The 19,633-nt window shown below is 63.3% G+C and carries 15 protein-coding genes; 9 read left to right on the forward strand and 6 right to left on the reverse strand.

Annotated features, from left to right (window positions below; genetic code table 11):
* Nucleotides 1-244: 244 nt before the first annotated feature.
* Nucleotides 245-1,585, reverse strand: coding sequence for a DUF1254 domain-containing protein (locus H290_RS29035; protein WP_020108214.1), 1,341 nt, complete (start codon nt 1,583-1,585; stop codon nt 245-247).
* 445 nt (nt 1,586-2,030) lie between these two features.
* Between H290_RS29035 and H290_RS0117980 the strand changes: the two genes are divergently transcribed.
* The 5 genes from H290_RS0117980 (at nt 2,031) to H290_RS31505 (ending at nt 9,212) form a co-directional block, all read left to right on the forward strand.
* Entirely contained in the window at nt 2,031-2,915 is an 885-nt protein-coding gene (locus H290_RS0117980) for an alpha/beta hydrolase-fold protein (protein ID WP_020108215.1), read from the forward strand.
* Nucleotides 2,916-3,250: 335 nt separating this feature from the next.
* Nucleotides 3,251-4,015 carry a hypothetical protein gene (locus H290_RS0117985; RefSeq protein ID WP_020108216.1) on the forward strand — a complete coding sequence of 255 codons (765 nt, stop codon included), beginning with the start codon at nt 3,251-3,253 and terminating at the stop codon, nt 4,013-4,015.
* A gap of 63 nt (nt 4,016-4,078) precedes the next feature.
* On the forward strand, nt 4,079-8,029 hold the full coding sequence (locus H290_RS0117990; protein ID WP_231373736.1) for a non-ribosomal peptide synthetase: 3,951 nt from the start codon (nt 4,079-4,081) through the stop codon (nt 8,027-8,029).
* A gap of 233 nt (nt 8,030-8,262) precedes the next feature.
* Entirely contained in the window at nt 8,263-9,048 is a 786-nt protein-coding gene (locus H290_RS29040) for an O-methyltransferase (protein ID WP_036519492.1), read from the forward strand.
* Entirely contained in the window at nt 9,045-9,212 is a 168-nt protein-coding gene (locus H290_RS31505) for a hypothetical protein (RefSeq protein ID WP_020108219.1), read from the forward strand. The genes H290_RS29040 and H290_RS31505 overlap by 4 nt, the downstream gene beginning before the upstream one ends.
* Before the next feature lie 30 nt (nt 9,213-9,242).
* On the opposite strand, the gene H290_RS0118005 is transcribed toward H290_RS31505, so the two are convergent.
* On the reverse strand, nt 9,243-10,112 hold the full coding sequence (locus H290_RS0118005; RefSeq protein WP_028463350.1) for a helix-turn-helix transcriptional regulator: 870 nt from the start codon (nt 10,110-10,112) through the stop codon (nt 9,243-9,245).
* Nucleotides 10,113-10,235: 123 nt separating this feature from the next.
* On the opposite strand from H290_RS0118005, the gene H290_RS0118010 reads away from it, so the two are divergent.
* Nucleotides 10,236-11,255 carry a zinc-dependent alcohol dehydrogenase family protein gene (locus tag H290_RS0118010; protein ID WP_020108221.1) on the forward strand — a complete coding sequence of 340 codons (1,020 nt, stop codon included), beginning with the start codon at nt 10,236-10,238 and terminating at the stop codon, nt 11,253-11,255.
* 21 nt (nt 11,256-11,276) lie between these two features.
* A complete protein-coding gene (locus tag H290_RS0118015) occupies nt 11,277-12,044 on the forward strand; it encodes a glucose 1-dehydrogenase (protein ID WP_020108222.1) in 768 nt (255 codons plus the stop codon).
* 314 nt (nt 12,045-12,358) lie between these two features.
* Here H290_RS0118015 and H290_RS0118025 read toward each other — a convergent pair whose 3' ends face one another.
* The 4 genes from H290_RS0118025 to H290_RS0118040 all read right to left on the reverse strand — a co-directional run bounded on the left by H290_RS0118025 (nt 12,359) and on the right by H290_RS0118040 (nt 16,923).
* Nucleotides 12,359-13,771, reverse strand: coding sequence for a hypothetical protein (locus H290_RS0118025; protein WP_020108224.1), 1,413 nt, complete (start codon nt 13,769-13,771; stop codon nt 12,359-12,361).
* A 229-nt stretch (nt 13,772-14,000) separates the two neighbouring features.
* The gene (locus tag H290_RS0118030) at nt 14,001-15,434 is read right to left on the reverse strand and encodes a cytochrome P450 (RefSeq protein WP_020108225.1); all 1,434 of its coding nucleotides are present in this window, start codon (nt 15,432-15,434) and stop codon (nt 14,001-14,003) included.
* Nucleotides 15,431-16,240, reverse strand: a complete 810-nt coding sequence (locus tag H290_RS0118035; RefSeq protein ID WP_020108226.1) for an SDR family NAD(P)-dependent oxidoreductase — start codon at nt 16,238-16,240, stop codon at nt 15,431-15,433. Before H290_RS0118035 ends, H290_RS0118030 begins: the two co-directional genes overlap by 4 nt.
* Nucleotides 16,237-16,923 carry a hypothetical protein gene (locus tag H290_RS0118040; RefSeq protein ID WP_020108227.1) on the reverse strand — a complete coding sequence of 229 codons (687 nt, stop codon included), beginning with the start codon at nt 16,921-16,923 and terminating at the stop codon, nt 16,237-16,239. The genes H290_RS0118035 and H290_RS0118040 overlap by 4 nt, the downstream gene beginning before the upstream one ends.
* A gap of 76 nt (nt 16,924-16,999) precedes the next feature.
* Between H290_RS0118040 and H290_RS0118045 the strand changes: the two genes are divergently transcribed.
* Complete coding sequence (locus H290_RS0118045) at nt 17,000-17,695, forward strand: TetR/AcrR family transcriptional regulator (protein ID WP_020108228.1); 696 nt, start codon at nt 17,000-17,002, stop codon at nt 17,693-17,695.
* Between the two features lie 415 nt (nt 17,696-18,110).
* Nucleotides 18,111-19,565, forward strand: a complete 1,455-nt coding sequence (locus H290_RS29045; protein WP_020108229.1) for an amino acid permease — start codon at nt 18,111-18,113, stop codon at nt 19,563-19,565.
* Nucleotides 19,566-19,633 lie beyond the last annotated feature (68 nt).

A 19,633-nucleotide genomic window follows, 5' to 3' on the forward strand; every position in this document is an offset into this window, starting at 1 on the left:
GCGGTATGTCGGACACCTGCATCGTGGCTTGACAGGTTTGGCTAGCTCTCAGCACCCACTCGTCGCGGGCTAGGTGTGACCTTACGACTCACTAACCGCGTCGGCAGTCAAATTGATGAATCAGCACTGAGACTTTGGCAAGCTGGTTGAGACCTGGGCTGCGCCTACGGGGTCGACGGTTCGCCGGTCACGAGGAAGATCACCCGGCGTCCTACCACGACGGTGTGGGCGCACCGAGAACCTGTCAGACGGGGATGATCGGCGGCGGCGCCCAAGCCGTGTTGGTCGGAATGTATTGCCGGAAGATGAGCTGGAAAGGCCCCGCCGGTGCCGGAATCCAGTTGGCAACGGGTCCGCGCGGACCCACTGAGATCGTGACGTCGGCCGAGCCGTCCGGGTTTCGCACGAGCGGGCCATCGAGGTCGGTGCCCACGGAGTATTTGAATATCGGGTTGACGATCGGGAACCCGTCCATGTCGTAGACAGTTACTGACCACCAGCCCGACTTCGACTTGTCCACCGGGACCGACGCCGGAACATGGATCACGTAGGAACGGGCACCTGTCAGCGTCGCCCCCGCCGAATCCACCGTCGCACGGAAGTACCGGGACTCCGCGAGTTCGTTGATACCGAGACCGACCTTGGTCAGAAATGCGCGCAACAAGTAGTCGGTGCCCCAGTGCCCGGCCGTGTCGGTCGTTCGCCACGGGCCTCTCGCGGGCAGCACGCCCTCGGAGTTGTCCACAACGGCGTTCCCGTTGACCACCCCGGCCGACAGTGCCGCCGCGTCCGGGCCGGCGCTCGGCGTGGCCCCCGGTCGGACACCAATCGACGACAGCGAGGCGACAATCGCCGCGTCCGCCGGTGGTGGCGGGTCGGCGGCGATGACGTCAGCAAGCTCATCGAAGAATCCGGCTTGCGCCGACACCAGGTTCTGCGGACTCGATACGGTACAGCCCTGCTGGCGCAGCGGCGGCGGGGTAGGTCCCACGTTCTCGTTGTCCACCGACATCCGGTAGCTGCTTTGCAGGGTCCGGGCGTCGGGAATTGTCGTGCCGGACAACAGGGTTCGGCCGAGCATCCACACATCCCAGGTACCGGACCGGATTTGCCGTTGCCCACGCACCGGCCCGTGGTATCCGGGCGGGACGATCGTCACGCTGTGCCCAGCCGGCCCGTCGACGCGGGTTCCGGCGTTGCCGATCACATTCGAGTACATGTCGAGGAACTGAAACACCATGTACCGGCCGCCGGTCGGTGGGTAGGACACCGTGACAGGACCCTTGCGTAGATCGAGAAAGGAATTCGTGTAGAGCGTCTCGGTGTTGGGCGCGACGACCGCCCGGAACAGCGGGTTCGCCGTCACCGGAAGGTTCAGCATGGTGTTGACCCCGGTTGCGCACAGTGTGAGCGCACGGGTGCGGGCGAGCGCGACCGGGGCGTAGCCGTAGACGAAGCCGTCCGTTGCGATCCGCACCTTGTCGTCGTTCGGCGCTCCGACCGCCGGTCCTGGTGCGAGCAGCGATGTCACCGCCACCGCGACGGCCAGCGCGCCAGTTATTGCACCCCGGGCGAACTTAGGCATTTTGCCCCCCTCATCGATCCTCGGGCCTGCTGCACTCGACAGGTAACAATGTCGGTCACGCAACCTGGTTGGCCGGTGCGGTCATGATGGCTTCGATTTCGATCCTGGTCAACCGCCTAGAGGCGATCTGGCGTCGACGGCGGTGGACTCCGATGAATCGGCCCGCCCAGCGAACCCTCGTAACACCAGAATCACTAAATAACACCAGCATCACCAAATTCGTGCTAGGTCATTCCCGCAGCGGTTAGGATCCCGGGATGGATGGACGCAACGCTCGGCGGCGAGCGCCGGCTTTCAGCGAAACAGTCCGATGAGGGCGCGCCGGCGGGGACTACTGTGGATGGCCGTCTGCGCGTGGACGGTGGTCTGCGCGTTGGCCGCGTCTTCCACGGTTGCATTCGCGGCCCCTAACCCCGCGGGACCTGTTGCGTCGGATGGATCCGCTGTGGTGTCCGTGGCGCCACTGGGTGGACGCCAGTTCGCCGTGACGGTGTATTCGGCGGCGATGAATCGGCGGATACCGCTGTGGGTGTCGCACCCGAACGCGTCGGCACCCGCGCTGTATCTCCTCAACGCCGTCGATGGCGGCGAGAGCGGGGGCGCTTGGACCGGGCGGACAGACGTGGCCTCGTTTTTCGCCGACAAGAACGTCAACGTGGTGATCCCGATGGCCGGCCGCGCCAGCTACTACACCGATTGGGAGCACGACGATCCGGTCTTGGGTTCCAACAAATGGGAGACGTTCCTGACCCGCGAACTGCCGCCATTGCTCAATGCCAGATTCTCCATGACAGGCCGAAATGCGGTTGCCGGATTGTCGATGTCGGCGACCTCCGCCTTGGACCTGGCGGGCCATGCCCGCGGCCTGTATCAGGCGGTCGGTTCCTACAGCGGCTGCACACGCATGAGCGACCCGCTGGTGCAGGGAACTGTGTATTCGGAATTGGCGACCTTCGGCGCCAATGCAGCCAACATGTGGGGTCCACCAGGGGATCCCACGTGGGCCGACCACGATCCGACGCTGCACGCGGATCGACTGCGTGGCACCCACGTGTATGTTTCGGTCGGCAGCGGCCTTCCAGGCCCGCACGAAACCCTGAATGCGCCGGGAATCGGCGGCAATGTCGGCGCGCTGGTCGATCGAGGTGTTGTCGGCGGAACGTTGGAAGCCGTTGTCAATCAGTGCACGCGGCCGTTGGTGGACCGTCTGCATGCCCTCGGCATTCCGGTGACTGTGAGCATGCCTGCGGCCGGCACACACTCGTGGCCGTATTGGCAAGACGAGCTGCACAGATCCTGGCCCACGCTGGCTGCCGCGATCGGCGCATGAGCTGCGACCACACAATGTGTCGGGAATGTAGGTGACTTCGACGTGTCCATTTCACACATTCCGGCCGGCATCGCTGGTTTAGCCGGACGACCCGCCGGGTATCGCTCGTTCGAGGGTGAGTTCGGGTGTGTTGCGAGTGTGATCTGTTCGGATGGCGGGTGGCGGGGGTACCGTTGATTGTCGTCGATCGCGTGAAATGCAATTGTACTGGTGGTCGCCTGGCCGAAGTTGGTCAGAAGACGGGGAAAGCCACCGCAGACACGTTCGAGTGAAGTCTGACAGGGGGTAGCTGAGAACTGGCAGGGAATTCCAGCGACCAGAAAGTACCGAATGTGATGACAGTATGTCTCGATGTCCGGGCCGAGCGCAGGCGGGTTGCCGGCGCGTTCCGTCCGGGGCAACCGTTGCCCGATTTTGGCTACAGCAGCGAAGAGGACGCTTTGTGGTCGCGTGTGTTCGCGACGCTTCGCGGCATGCATGAGCACTTCGGTTGCGTGCAATATCAATTGGCCGCACAACGCGTGGAGCTGCCCACCGGCCGGGTCCCGCAACTGCGTGAGGTCTCGCGCACGCTTCGGTCCTTGACCGGCTTCGAGCTTGCACCGGCGATGGGAGCCGTACCAGGCCCGCTGTTCTACGGCCCACTTGCCGAGGGCATCCTCACCTCAACCCCGGATCTGCGCCCGGTCACGGAGCAATTGTTTTCGCCGGACCCCGATGTCATTCATGAATTGGTCGGCCATGGGGTGATGCTTGCCGATCCGGATTTCGCGCAGTTGTATCGCTGGTTCGGACGAGCCGCCGTACATGCCGCCTCTGACGAGGTGCGGACGGCGATCTCACGGTTGTTCTGGTTCACCATGGAGGTCGGCCTGGTCATCGAGAGGGGTCGCCCGCGAGCGTGTGGTGCCGCCATCTTGTCCTCGGTTGCGGAGATGGAATCTTTCGTGGATGCGGAGTTGAGAGACTTCCGGGTCGAGGATGTCATTGCCAGCGACATCGACGACAGTATTTGTCAGCCAGTGCTGTTTGTCGCCGATTCGGTCAGCCAGATGATGGATGACGTAAAACGTTTCCTCGCGACAAGTGTCGACTGGTGACAGTTCACTTCGGCATGGTTGCCGTCGCTGACACCCTCGCGGGCGAGCGTTAAGGTCTTTGCGGTGCTGGATCTACCTGGCAATATGCGCCGAAATGGCAGCACAGTATCGCAGGCGGGCACCTTCGAATTGTCGGTCGCGCAGTCCGAACTGTGGATGGCGCAAGAACTTCACCCGAGCGTGCCGTTCTCCATTTCCCAGTATGCCGATCTGCACGGACCCGTCGATCTCGCACTCCTACAGGATTGCTGGCGACGGGCCGGTCACGAATTACAGTCGCCACACGTGCGATTTGCAGTGGTCGGTGGCCAGCCGTGCCAATACGTCGACGATGACCTGCCGACGGGGTTCGACTGCGTCGATGTGAGCGATCACCCCGATCCAGAGCACGCCGCTCGTGTGTGGATGAACCACGACCTTGAGGCCGCCATCGACTTATCGGGTCCCGATGTCACCAGGACGGTGATGTTCACCCTCGGTCCCGACCGATACCGCTGGTACGCGCGCAGCCACCATATCGCGGTCGACGGCTTCGGCGCCGCGCAATTATCGCAGCGAACGGCCGAATTGTATTCCGCCGCAACCGAAGGCAGGGCCGCTCCATCGTGCCGGGCGATGCTCCTGACCGAGATTGTGGCGGCCGAGCAGCGGTATCGGTCCTCGCCGCGATTCGACGCCGACCGCGAATACTGGGCTGAGCAACTCGTCGGCCTGAATCACATCACAAAGCTGACCGATCGGTACGCAGGACCGTCGGCACGGCCGCATACCGCGCACGCAACGGTCGATGTAGCAGCAACGGCGCGGCTCGACGCCGTGGCCGGCCGGTTCGGCACCGGCATGGCGGAGGTGTTGGTCGCGGCAGTGGCCGGATTCCTGGCGCACATGACCGGTGACCGCGATGTCACAGTGTCACTGCCGGTCGCCGCCCGCACCACCGGGGCATTGCGGCGATCGGCAGGAATGGTCTCGAACGTGGTGCCGTTACGAGTGCGGGACGTAGCCGAGAGTACGGTCGCTGACCTGGTGCAACAGGTGCGCCTGAACATCATCGGGGCGTTGCGCCACCAACTGTATCGCCACGAAGACCTGCTCCGCGACCACGGTGTCGGTCTGGCCGGTCGCAGTGGCTACGGTCCGCTGATCAACGTCCTCACCCTTCCCGACAGCATCGGCTTCGGTGTCGCGCGCGGGCGGGCGCACCTGCTCTCGGCCGGGCCGGTGGAGGATATGTCGGTCAGCTGCTACCGAGTCGGTAGCGGACCCCTCAGCATCGATTTTCATGCGAACCCCGACCTGTACACCGCAGATGAGCTGGATCGGTATCGAAAACAGTTCATGGACTGGTTGTCCCGATTCCTGCTGGCTTCGGCCGAGGAGAAGGTGTTCGCACTCATCGCCGGCACACGGAGCATCGCGGCCGCGCAGGCCCGGCGTCGGTCGCGGTTGCTGCCGGAGTTGCTGGCGGCCGGGATCGGTGCCGGTGAACGGATTGCGCTGAGCGGGCCGGACCGGGCGGTGTCGTATCGCGAACTCGACGAGGTGTCCGCGCAGTGGGCACGTGAGCTGATCGCACGTGGGGCGGGGCCGGAAGTTGTTGTTGCGGTGGCGTTGTCCCGGTCGGTGGAATCGGTTATGGCGTTGTGGGCGGTGGCCCGAGCAGGCGCGGTGTTCTTCCCGGTGAATCCCACCGATCCGCCGGCGCGGGTCGCGAAGCTGATTGCAGATTCAGGGGCGATGCTGGGAATCACCCTCACCCGATGGTGCACGCTGCTGGACGCCACGGCGGTGAATTGGTTGCTGCTCGACAGCGACGAGTTCGCCTGTGCCGCCGCATCACACCCGTTCGCGGCGGTGACCGATGCGGAGCGGACACAGCCACTGCGTGCCGCTCACCCCGCGTATCTGATCTACACCTCCGGATCCACCGGGGAGCCGAAGGGTGTGCTCAGCACTCACGAGGGCCTGTCGGCACTGAGCGACGAACTGCTCGCCCGTGGTCGAATTTGCCCGGAATCGGTCGTGCTGCTGGCACATTCACCCTACTGTGACGCGTCGATGCTCGAATACCTCTCCGCATTCGCATCCGGTGCGAAGCTGGTCGTGTTGGCACCGGACATCGTGGCGGGCGAACAACTTTCCCAGGTGATCGAGCATGAAGCGATCACCCATTTGAACGTCACGCCGACCATTTTGGCGACACTCGACCCGCATCGACTGACGTCGCTGCAGAGCGTCACCGTCGGCGGCGACAAATGCCCACCGGCCCTCGCCCGTCGCTGGGCCACCCGGGTGCCCATGTTCAACTCCTACGGCCCGACCGAAGCCACTGTGATCGTGACCCACAGCGGTGCGCTCGACCCCAACGCGGCCATGACGATCGGCGGGGCACTCCCCGGCGTGCAGATTCTCGTGCTGGATGCCAGGCTCGGCCTGGCACCACCCGGGGCCCGCGGCGAACTCTATCTCGCCGGTGACGCGTTGGCGCGAGGGTATCTGGGACGGCCCGCGACCACGGCACATTGTTACGTGGCAAACCCGCACGGGCCCAAGGGAACCCGAATGTATCGCACCGGTGATGTAGTACGCGAGCAGCCGGATGGCACGCTGGAGTACCTCGGACGCAGCGATGTCCAGATCTCGCTACGCGGGCAGCGCATCGAACCGTCCGAAGTCGAGCGCGCTCTGACCGCGGACGAGGCAGTCGATCAGGCCGTAGTGCGGATATGGACGTCCGAAGCACTCGGCGACCGATTGATCGGCTACGTCGTCGCCGCAGATGGCGACGGCTTCGACCGCACCGCTGTATTGGCGCGGTTACGGACGGTGTTGCCGCCTGCCATGATTCCGGCAGCGTTGATTCAGCTGACCGCGATACCGATCAACCCCAGCAGCGGTAAGGCCGACCGATCCGCACTGCCCGATCCACAGGTGCTGGCGCGTCCCGCATTTCGCCCGCCGCAAACACAGATCGAGCACATGGTGGCAGATGCGATCGCCGACGTGACCGGACAGTCGTGCATCGGCCTGGACGACAATTTCTTCGAACTCGGCGGCAACTCGTTGCTGGGAGTGGACCTGTGTCAACGGTTGTCGGAGCAGAGCGGCACTGCGGTGGCGATGTCGTGGTTATTCACCCCGACGGTGCACACCTTGGCAGCCGCCATCGAATCCGCGGCTGCGGTCGGTGCGAACGGTGATGTGACGGCAGGTGTATCGGCGCTGGAGCCGATTCTTCCGTTGCGTGGCAACGGTTCAGGGACGCCGTTGATCTGCCTACATTCCGCCGTGCCGCTGTCGTGGTGTTACACCGGCCTGCTGCAATACGTCACCGACCGGCCGATCTACGGGCTGCAGTCCCCAGCCATCGCTGCAGGAGGGCGCCGGTGCCGGACCGTCGAGGAGTTGGCGCAGGTGTATCTGGACGAACTCACCCGTGTGCAACCACTGGGGCCGTACCACCTGTTGGGCTGGTCGCTGGGCGGGCAACTCGCGCACGCGCTTGCCATTGGGCTACGCGCGCGTGGGCATGACGTGGATTTGCTCATCATGCTCGACAGCGTGGCATTCACCGACGGTGCACCCCAACCGTTATCGCCGACCATGCGCGATCTGGTCACCCACCTAGAGGGCAATGAGACAGACACTCCAGACAGCCGGCCGCTGGCCATCGACGATGCTGTCGATGTGCTCGCCCACACCACCGGACCGGGCCGCGGGTTGACCCGTCAGCAGCTCGAACGCCTTCACCAGGGATATGTCGACTGCGTTGGCATGTCGGCACGCTACCGGCCGGAATCCTACGACGGGGACTTGCTGTATTTCTCGGCACGCGAAGGAATAACCGGCGAACTCACCAGCGACATGTGGCGACCGTACGTTTCCGGACAGATCACCGAACACTCCGTCGACGTCACGCACGCCCAAATGGCGAACCCCGCGGCCCTCGCGGTCATCGGACCGATCTTGGAGGCCGAATTGAGTCGACGACAACGTATCGACAGGCGACAGTAAAGGCACACGGCACGTAGAGGGTTTCGCATGACGTTGGCGGCAGGGTAAGGGAGAGACACGTGAGCAAACATTTCGCTGCGATCCTGGCAGTCACGGTGTCGGTCGCTTCATCGGTTCTGCTGGCCACACGTCGGCCAAGACTCTTCGGGCGCCGTCTGCCGCGGGTTGTGCTGGCAGCCATCGCGGCACTCGGTCTGGCTATCGGCGCCAACGAGTGCACCGGTAGGCCGGTGATGTTTCTGCGATGGTCGTATGTGCGGTTCCTGTTCGGTCTTCGGCACATGGGCGCCACCTGGCAGGTCGGTGACGGCCGCGAACAAGCCTTGGCCGACTATGTGTGCGCGCATGCGCGCAGAAACGACATCGACGACGTCATCCGGGCGATCGACGAGTTCTGCTACACCAAGAGCTATCTGATCAACATCGGTGACGAGAAAGGCAAGCTTCTCGACCGCGCCGTCGCAGCAGCGCAACCGCACCGGCTGCTGGAACTCGGCACCTACTGCGGCTACAGCGCACTGCGCATTGCGCGTGTCATGCCCGCCGACGCCGTTTTGTACTCGATCGAATTCAATCCGGCGAACGCCGTCGTTGCCCGACGGATCTGGGATCACGCGGGTATCGGCGAGCGCATCGTGGTGATCGTCGGAACGTTGGGCGATGACGGTAGGACCCTCAGCACACTGGGCGACAAACACCAGTTTGCCCCCGGAACCCTCGACTTCGTCTTCATCGACCACGAAAAAGACGAATATCTTCCCGATCTCCACCGGATCCTGGACCACGAATGGCTGCACCCAGGCTCGGTTGTCGTGGCAGACAACGTCAAATACCCAGGCGCCCCACAGTATCGAGCATTCATGCGCAGCCAAGAGGGCCTCGACTGGCGTACCCGAGAACATCCGTCACACGCCGAATACCAAAAGATCATCAAAGACGTCGTGCTCGAATCGACCTACCTCGGCCGACCAGACAATGCGCAATCAGGTCAGCGGCCCGTCACACCTCACGCGGGATGATCAGCCGCACCCTCGAAAGGCAGATCGTCGACCCCCGCTGTCACGAAGACGGTTTGGCGCTCAACGGGTGGCGGTGCCAGTGGGTGCGGGCGCCGGGCATGAAGTGCACCAAGTTCGCCGACATCCGCAACGGTGCAGGTGCGGCGGCGACGGCATCGATGTAGACGTTGTGATCGTTGGGTGTTCGGGGAAGGTCAGGGCTGCGCGGCGCTGTGTTCGGCCGCCCAGGAACCGAGCAGTCTCAATCGCTCTGCGCTCGGCGAACCGGGTTCTGCGGTATAGACCATCATGATCGAGCCGGGGTCTGCGGTAATGACGAGTTCCTCATACGCCAGACTCACCTCCCCGACAATAGGATGGTTGAACCGTTTGGTCCCCGACCCGTGGGTCCGCACATTATGCGCACCCCACAGGGTCCGGAAAACGTCGCTGCGCGTAGACAGTTCGCCAACCAGATCCTGCAACCCCTTGTCGTACGGATCGCGGCCGGCCTCAGCCCGCATGATCGAGACACACATCTCCGCGAACAGGTCCCAGTCGGGGTAAAAATCACGGGAGGCGGGGTCCAAGAACTGGAACCGGGCGAGGTTGGGGACACGGCCGCCGTCGCCGATGACCGGTGAGTAGAACGCCGCGCCAAGCTCGTTGGTCGCCAGCAGATCCTGGTGCTGATTCCTGACGAACGCTATGGCGTCGGTGATCGAGTCCAGCGCCCACTGCAAACCCACCCGGGCCGGTGATGGTTTGGAACTGCGCCGGCGCGGACGCCCCGAGGTGGGGATGCCGTCCGCGGCGCGGGCCAAATCAAGCAGGTGCGAGCGTTCGGTTTCATCGAGCTGAAGCGCACGTGCGATCGCATCGAGCACCCCTGCCGACGCACCGGCGATCGTGCCCCGCTCGAGCCGGGCGTAGTACTCCACACTGACACCGGCCAGGGTTGCGACCTCGCTACGACGCAGACCGGCCACCCGCCGGTTCAACCCGGCCGGCAGCCCGGCCGCCTCGGGGGTCACCTTCGCCCTCCGTGACATCAAGAACTCACGTACCTCAGCGCGATTAGCCATGACCCTCAGCGTAGGTCCGGATCGCCCATCGAGGGGTGCCCTGTCAGTACACCTCCCCGCAGGGACTCCCCCGCCCCCGGATTTGTTGGTTGCCTGGTACAGACCAACAAAAAGGAGACGTACATGCGTGGAGTCATGCTCAACAAGCCCGGTGACGTGCAGGTTGTCGATCGCCCCGACCCGGTCATCGTCGAACCCACCGATGCCATCATCAAGATCGCCGCCACCTGCGTGTGCGGATCGGACCTGTGGCCCTACCGCGGCGACGACCCCGCCGATCACATCCCCATGGGACACGAATACGTCGGCACCGTCACCGCGATCGGCGATGCTGTGAAGAACCTCGCGGTCGGTGATTTCGTGGTCGGGTCGTTCTTCGCCTCGGACAACACCTGCGAGATCTGCCAGACCGGATATCAATCCCGCTGCGTGCACGCCCACATCATGGGCGAGATCGGCACCCAAGCCGAATATGCCCGCGTCCCCCTGGCCGACGGCACCCTCGTCGCCACTCCCGGCCGGCCCGACCCCGTCCTCATCCCATCCCTGCTCGCCGCCTCCGACGTACTGGGAACCGGCTGGTTCGCCGCCGTCGCCGCCGAGGCCGGCCCCGGAAAAACCGTCGTCGTCGTCGGCGACGGAGCGGTCGGACTACTCGGTGTGCTCGCCGCCAAACAACTTGGAGCCGAACGGATCATCGCTGTCAGTCGCCACCCCGACCGTCAAAAACTGGCCCTCGAGTTCGGCGCCACCGACATCGTCGAAGAACGCGGAGACGACGGCGTCGCGAAAATCAAGGAGCTCACCGGCGGCCTCGGCGCCCACTCGGTCATCGAAGCCGTCGGCACCCAGGAATCGATGATGCAGGCCATCCGCTCCACCCGCCCCGGAGGGCACGTCGGGTACGTCGGGGTCTCCCACGACGTCGACCTGCCCGGCCTCGAACTGTTCTTCTCCGGCATACACCTGCACGGCGGGCCGGCACCGGTACGACGCTTCCTGCCCGAGCTCATCGATCTGATCTGGAACCGCACCATCGACCCCGGAAAAGTCTTCGACCTCACCCTTCCCCTCGAAGAAGCCGCCGAAGGCTACAAAGCCATGGACGAACGCCGCGCCACCAAAGTTCTTCTGACTGTCTGACCCACTAGATAGGAACTACACATGCCTGATACTGAATTCATCGACAAGGTCGCCTTCATCACAGGCGCCGGTAGTGGAATAGGGCGCGCTACGGCGTTGGCATTCGCCGCCGCGGGAGCCACCGTCGTAGCCACCGATCTCGACAACGAAACCGCCACAGCCACCGCCGATCTCATCGGACAACAGGGCGGCCGCGCCCTGGGTCTGGCCTGCGACGTGACCCGCAACGACGACATTGTGGCCGCGCTGAACGCGACCGTCGACACTTTCGGTCACCTCGACATCGCATTCAACAACGCCGGTATCGAACAACCCGTCGCACCTTTGGCCGACATCAGCGAGAACGACTGGGATCGCATTGTCGCCGTCAATCTCAAGAGCGTCTACCTGTGCATGAAGCATCAAATACCGCTACTCCTCAAGGCGGGAGGCGGTTCGATCGTCAACACGTCCTCGGGTGCCGGGGTCATCGGCATCCGCGGCCAAAGCGCCTATACCGCAGTCAAACACGGCGTAATCGGGATGACGAAATCGGCCGCCCTCGACTACGCCGCAACCGGCATTCGCATCAATGCCATCTGTCCAGGCATCATCGAAACCCCGATGATGGGCCGATTCTCCGGAGGCACCCCCGAAGGCCGCGAGCGCGTCATCGCCCAGGAACCAGTCGGCCGCATGGGCCGACCCGAAGAGATTGCCTCGGCCGTTCAATGGCTCAGCTCAGACCTGGGCGCATTCACCACCGGCCACGCCCTCGTCATCGACGGCGGACAAACCGTCGGCCTATGACATACACAATCGTGGGCCACGGAACAATCCTGCTCTTCAATGGATTGAGTCCGATCACACCCACCAGCAACGTCGCCGGCTCATCGATCGCGTTCGCCGGCGAATCCGCCTATGGGACACTGCTTCACGAAGCCCTCGCACCCCGAAACATCCACGTCCGCCAAATCCCTGGTTGCCATCGACGGCGGCGATCACCGCTACGCACCCGACGCACTCGCCGAGCGGCTGCGGACCATGCATTCCCAGCGCCATGCATCACGACACAGGGCGGTTCTAACGCAGTAACGCCAACGATCTGCAAACGTCCACAATCGTTACGCGGGCATCCCGGCGAACTCGGTCAGCCGGCTCATTCCCAGCGCCGCGTACTTCCTCAATCGCTCGACCGCAGCGACGAGTTCATCGGACTCCATCAGGTCCGGTGGCGTACGCGAAGGGTTCAGCGCGACCTGATCAGCCCATGCCTTGATGTCAGGGTTCGCGCTGAATGCGGCAGCGGCGCGGCCACCGGTGACCTGCATCCGCGCCCACTCGGCAAGACCGTTGGGATAGGTCGACGACGGGCAGATCGCGTTCTTCGCAGCATTTCCCGCGTCAGCGTCCGCTCCGACAGCCACGGTCGCCTCGACATGGCCCGATAGCGCCGCGCCGAACAACGGGAAGCCGGCACGTACCGGTTGCAGCGTGATCGTCCGGTTCCCCCAGATAGGCACCTGCGGCTGAGTGCGTAGTCCCCGCGCAGCACAGTGCACGATCACCGCGTCGGGGTCGACGGCCACCGCATCATCAGCCTCTCCGTTGTCGAACGTGAGGCGCCCGGGCGAGACTGCGCGCAGGTGCCCCCGGCGTACGACATTCTCGATCATCCGCAACCGGTCGAGCTCCCACTGCGCGATCGTCGGAGTCCTTGCCATCGTGGGCGTCACCGAACCGTCGATCCGCAGCATGACGCCGGCGTCCTCGAGGCGGCAGAACATCTCATCGGCCGAGACGGACTCGGATGCGGCCTGCATGGTGTCGGCCGCGGCACCGATGAACGTGGCCGGTTCGGGCTGGATGACGGCACGGTTCAACATCCACGGATCGCGCGGCCGCACCCAACAGATCGCGTCGGGGTCGACCCCGTTGTCGATCAACCACACGCAGGCGTCGGTCGCGGTCTTGCCCGCACCGACGATCACGTACTGCGATGCGGCACAACCGAGGCCGACCAGATCGTTGATGGGTATGACGTGCGCGCCGTCGGCCACCTCGAACGGCGGCGGCATCAAGGAGGGGATGTCCGGGGTGAGATAGCGGGCATCGACCACGCTGCGACGTACCCGCACCTCGTGCTGACGCCCGGAGATCAGTGACACAAACCGGCCTCCACCGAGGTAGTCGCAATTCGAGTGGAACGACACCTTGCCCGAAGCGAGCAGGCGGTCACGCAGGATGCGGTCGTAGTAGGCGCAGATCTCCGGCGCGGTCGCCCGCTCATGCAGACCAGCCTCGGGCCCGCGCTCCTGGATCCGTCCACCTCCCAACGGCGTCGAGGCCACACCGTAGAGAGCAGAGGCCTGGTGGAGCCGGACGAACGGATAGGCATCGAGCCAGTGACCGCCGACTCCGTGCCGCCGATCGACCATGACCACGGAGACGTCGGCGCAATCGATGAGGGCGTCGACAAAGCCCATCCCCATCGCACCCGCACCGACGACCAGGTAGTCGGCCTCCAGCACCGCCATCTCCTCAGACTGACCCTGGCCACGGGGAACGTCAATGACCTCTTGGGTGTCAGCGCAGCACCGGCCAAGGTCAGCACCGCGAGAACGAGAACCGCCACGGTAAGCAGTTCACTTCCGAGGCGAAGGGTGCTTGACCTAGGTCCCCCATGGCCAGAAGGGTTCAATCACCGCCGTGCACAACCCAGTTCACAGAGCGCGGTAACGGTCGTTGGTATGGCAGGTGGCGGTCTCAAGCAATTCTGCGAAGCCGCACCGGCAACCCGTCGGCCGGTGTCGGACCGGTCCCCCAAGCCATCACCGGGGTATACGACGACGGCACCGTCCATTCGAAGTCGATCAGTATCCGATGCAGAATGGCTTTGACTGTCAGCCCGGCGAAGTGCATGCCGATGCATTTGTGTGCACCCGCACCGAACGGCGACCACGCGTAGCGATGCATCTGCGCGCGTGTTTCCGGGTCGTCAAAGCGATTGGGGTCGAACATATCCGGGTGGTTCCACCAGCTGTCGAGACGCATCGAAGTGTGCACGTTCAGCGCTATCTCGGTCCCTGCGGGGATGAAGTGACCTTGAATGCTCGTATCCGCGGTGCTCTGGCGGAACAGGGTGCCGGCCGGCGCGTACATCCGCAGCGACTCCTTGAAGGCGTTATCGAGGAGCTGTGCAGAGTTCAGATCGTCGATCGACGCCGCGTCCGGGAGAGCCCGCACTTCCGCTCGAAGGCGTTGTTGCAATTCTGGATCCTTGCCGAGGTGGTACATCAGCATCGACAACGCGATGGTGCTGGTGTCGTGGGCCGCCATCAGCAGAAAGATCATGTGGTTGACGATGTCCTCGTCGGTGAACGTGCTGCCCTCGTCAGTCTGCGATTGGCATAGCACGGTGAACAGGTCCTCGCCGGCGCCCTCGCGTCGCCGGGGTATGGCGGCGCGGAAGTAGCCCTCCAGGAAGCGTCGGCCACGGAGGCCGCGTGACCATCGTCCAGGAACGCCGGGATGTCGGATCACGGCCTGCGCTCCGAGAACAGCATCGTCGAAGGCGTGAGACAACTGTCGAGCTGTCTCACCCTCGGGTGATTCACCGATGAACACCTGACTTGCCATCGTCAACAGCAGCGCTTTCGTGCGGTCGTACAGCAGAACCTTGTCACCCGGGGTCCACGTTGACAGCGTCTCCGAAACCAGCGGACGCGTCAGCGCGAGATACCCGTCGAGTCGCGGTCGGGTGAACGCCTGCTGCATGATTCGCCGGTGGAAGAGGTGCTCGTCGAAGTCCAGAAGCATCAGCCCGCGGTGAAAGAACGGACCGATGATCGGCTTCCACCCAATTTCGCTAGAGAACACTTTCTTCTTGTCGAGCCACACTTCCTGCAGAGCGTCCGGACCCGTCACCGTGACCACCCTGAATCCGAGCGCACCCGTCCAGGAGACCGGACCGTGCCGGCGATAGCGTTCACGACCGAAGTCCAATGGTTGAGCGACGCTCTCCAGAACGTGGCCCAGCACGGGGAGCCCGTAACTGCCCATGACCGGCTTCAGGTCACTACCGGACGCCGGTACGGCCAGCGGCTGCACCGGCGACGGATACAGGGAGGCAACGTGAGCAGCAGCACGTTGGCACACGCCGGTGATCGTCACCCGCGACGGCACAAGTGACGGTGTCACGGCGTCTGCGTCCTTTCAAGATAGGCCCGCCGCTGGTCGGGATCGAAGGCACCGGGTTCGCGCCCACCGACCAGACGTTTGGCACCAAGTAGCAATCTCTCCGGAACCCCTTGTTCCACAACCCCCATCGGCGCCAACCAGCGCGGCACGGTTACCTCGTCGCGAGTGTGCGCCGCACTCGCGACGATGGCTGCGGCGACGTCGGCGGGATCCAAAGTCGGCTGGAATCGGAGAGTGACCCCGGAGGTGAGGTCGGTGCGGGTGGCGGCCGGCATCACGGTGGTGATGGAAACCCCCGTGCCCACGAGCTCGGCACGGATTGCGCGCGAGAGCGCGACCACACCGAACTTCGATGCGCAGTAGGTGGCCATGCCGGGGGTCGAGACCTTGCCGGCCATCGACGACACGTTGACGATATGTCCGCGACCGCGTGCGATCATCGAAGGTAAGGCCAGGTGTGTACCTGTGACCACCGCACCAAGATTGACCGCCAGTTCCCGATGCAGGGCGGCGAGGTCGTTGTCGACGAAACGCCCCATCAGCTGGATGCCGGCATTGTTGACCAGCATGTCGACGTCAGCACCGTCCCCGCCGGCATGCAGATAGTCTCTGAAGCTCGTCTCGTCCGTGACGTCGAGATGATGTGCGCGGACCCCGAGTTCGTCGGCAGTTGCCTGAGCGGCAGCAAGATCCAGGTCACCGATGGTCACGAGTGCACCCTGGGCTGCAAGTGCGGCAGCGGTGGCCCGACCGATTCCGCGTGCGCCACCGGTGACACAGACCCGGGCACCGGCCAGCTCGATCACAGTGGACTCCCGATCGGTTCGCGCAACGCGAAGTGCGCGATGAGGCGAACTTCCCCGTCCGGCATGGTCAACAAAGCCCGGCCCAGGTAGACGCCGGGTACGACCTCCACGATTTCGTCGCGCGTCCTTTTGATGGGAAAAGTACGGACACTGGGATTTTTGTACTCGGGCACGCCATAGTCGAGCGCCCGAACCATCACCCTCGGCTCGATCGCTCCCCTGTCGATCGAATGTCGAAAGTCGAAGCCCTCCATCTCATTTCCCGCGCGCCGCAGACCGCGATATCCGAACGCCACCATCGGCATCGCGAGACGCGCGATCATTGCCAACCGGTTGAATCCGGTCCCGGCCTTGAGGTCGAATGTCTTGCCGCGCCACGTCGGATGGACACGCATCAACGGATTGGCCAGGTGCGCTTCGGGTATACCGAACAGTTTGCCGACGATGAGACCCTCCATTTTGCCGTCCGGACCTTCCGGCGCGGTTCCTTCGGCGAACATCTCTTCCAAAGCTCGCCGATCGTCGCTGCCGCCCAGTTCTTTTATGTACTGCCACGCGGCCCCACGCGCGACCGTGGGATGCTCCTGCGCCAGCTCGCGTAGTTCCGCGACCATGGCCTGAACCGCCGAAATGTCCTTCTGACCCGTAGACACTTCATTGATCTTCTGTGCTCCAGTGGTCATACATTCCCCCAATTGGTACGGTTTCGTGCCAGTTCCTTCTGGCACGAAACCGTACCAGTCTGTGCCCGTAAAGGAAATGGATCCGCTCGGATGGAAGACTGGCCTCGTGACGAATGCCAGTGAGCGCAGCTACGCAGGGGCGACCATGTCCGCTCGCGTGGCAAAGCGACGGGCAAGCCTGCTGGACGTGGCACTGACAGCCATGGCCAAGAATCGCTGGCGGTCGACGACCGTCGCGAGCCTGTGCTCCGAAGCAGGCCTGAACAAGAGGTACTTCTACGAGAGTTTCGACGATCTCGATCAGGTGGCCGACGAGACCATCGACGAGGTAGCGGCAGAGGTAGGCGGTGCTGCAATCACCGCCTACGTCTCGACACTCGGAGCAACGCTCGAGCAGCAGGCACAGGCCGCGGTGGAAGCGATAGTCGACGTCCTGGGCACTGACCAACGAAAAGCATTGGTACTGCTCGGTGGCGTCCCGACTTCGGTGGACAAGGAGGGTCATCGCGGCGCCGTCATCGCAGGTTTGACCACTGTGCTCACCGAGCACGCCAGGAAGATTCACGATGTCGAACTCGAGCATGATTCTCTGGCCGCGACCGGTCCGGCTTTTGTCATCGGCGGTACCGCTCAAGCCATTCTGTCGTGGGTGAACGGAGACCTCGCTGTCAGTCGTGAACAACTGATTGACGACATCACCGCCCTGTGGTTGGCATTGGGTCAAAGCGCAGCGGAGATCGCTCGCTCGAGACTCGACGGCAACATTCCCTGACGTGCTGGGTGAGAGTGGTTGGGACTCAATTCTATTGCGCTTCACGCCATCACTGCACCCACAACACCACCACTGGGCACGCATCCGGCAATTCCAACAGTTCACGTCTTCTTCGTTCTACCCGCACCCTGGAATCGACTCCAACTCGAGGAATGCGGCATCTGCGGCACGTCGCCCAGATTTGAGCGCGTCTTGCCTCCATTCCCTCGGTCGGGCTCGCACATTGATGCCGGTCCGGAAAGGACTGGGGTGAGACGCCTCATATAGATGTATGAAAGGCCGGCCGTCGTCTATCGGACTCGCGGATAGCCCGCACACGGCGTTCAAGCGAGGGTGATCACAGTCACACACGGCCTGTCTGTTGATTCTCTCGATTCATATGGCATGCCCTCGACCACACGAAGGGACCACCCCGATGGGCACTATCGCCGATCCATCCAATTCTCTCAAACCCGGTCTGAAACAACGCCATCTGACCATGCTGTCGCTCGGCGGGGTGATAGGTGCCGGGCTGTTCGTAGGGTCGAGCGCCATCATCAGCCAAGCCGGCCCACTCTCGTTCGTCACCTACGCCATCACCGGACTGCTTGTCCTCTTCGTGATGCGAATGCTCGGCGAGATGGCGGCAGCCAAACCCTGCACGGGGTCATTTACCGATTACGCGCGGATGGCCTACGGCCGCTTCGCCGGCTTCTCCACTGGATGGCTGTACTGGTACTTCTGGGTCATCGTCGTAGGTTTCGAAGCCGTTGTCGGTGGTCAGATGATCCACAACTGGATTCCCTCCCTGCCCGTCTGGGCGATTGCACTGGGCTTGATGATCATCATGACCTGCGTCAACATGTTGTCAGTAGGCTCCTTCGGCGAAGCCGAATATTGGTTTGCGGGAATCAAGGTCGTCGCCATCGTTGCTTTCATCGCAGCCGCCGGCCTGTTCGCATTCGGAATCTGGCCGGGCGCATCACTGACGTTCGACAACATGACGCAACATGGCGGACTCCTACCCGACGGACTCGCGACGCTGTTCGTCGGAGTGGTAGTTGTCATCTTCTCGATGACCGGGGTCGAGGTGGTCACCATCGCGGCCGCAGAGTCCGCGGAACCAGCCAAAGCCATTCGTAAAGCAGTTAATTCGGTCGTGTTCCGTATCCTCGCGTTTTTCGTGATCTCGACATTTCTCATCGTCATGATCGTTCCGTGGAACACCATCGTTCCGGGTGAGTCGCCATTTGTTGCAGCGATGGACCGCATCGGCATTCCCGGATCGGCCAACCTGCTCAACCTGGTCATCCTCGTCGCCGTGCTGTCGGTCCTGAACTCCGGCCTTTACACCGCTTCGCGACTCCTGTTCGTCATGGGGGCGCGTGGTGATGCACCCCAGTGGATGACCACCACCAACAACCGCGGAGTGCCGGTGAAAGGCATTCTTTCGTGCACAGTGATCGGTTACGGCTGTGTCGTTCTGTCGGCGCTGTACCCCGACACGGTGTTCTTGTTCCTCATCAATGCCTCCGGCGCTGTGTTCCTGTTCGTGTACTTCATGATCTGCATCTCCGAACTGCGGCTCCGTCGCCGGTGGGAGAAGCAGAACCCGGGAATCCTCGAGTTCCGTATGTGGCTTTACCCTGTCCTGCCGCTACTGGTCACCGCCGCCATAGTCGCGGTCCTGGTGAGCATGGGTCTGAGGGAGCAGAATCGCATCGAACTGTTCCAAGGCATCGCCGTCTGGATCGCGCTGTCGATCATCTATCTACTCCGCAAGAAGTTCGGAAATGTGAGCAACAACGACGTGATCGACGGCAACCTGATCACGCCGATCCCGGCTTCGTCGTCGACAAGCACTCCCGGAACCAGCAGCGCGCCAGCCTGATACAACTTTCATGACCACTGGTCGGCCAACAGTGCGCCGGTACTCGAAGCGAGCATCGAGTACCGGCG

The sequence above is a fragment of the Nocardia sp. 348MFTsu5.1 genome, from assembly GCF_000383535.1.
Classification (GTDB): Bacteria; Actinomycetota; Actinomycetes; order Mycobacteriales; family Mycobacteriaceae; genus Williamsia; species Williamsia faeni.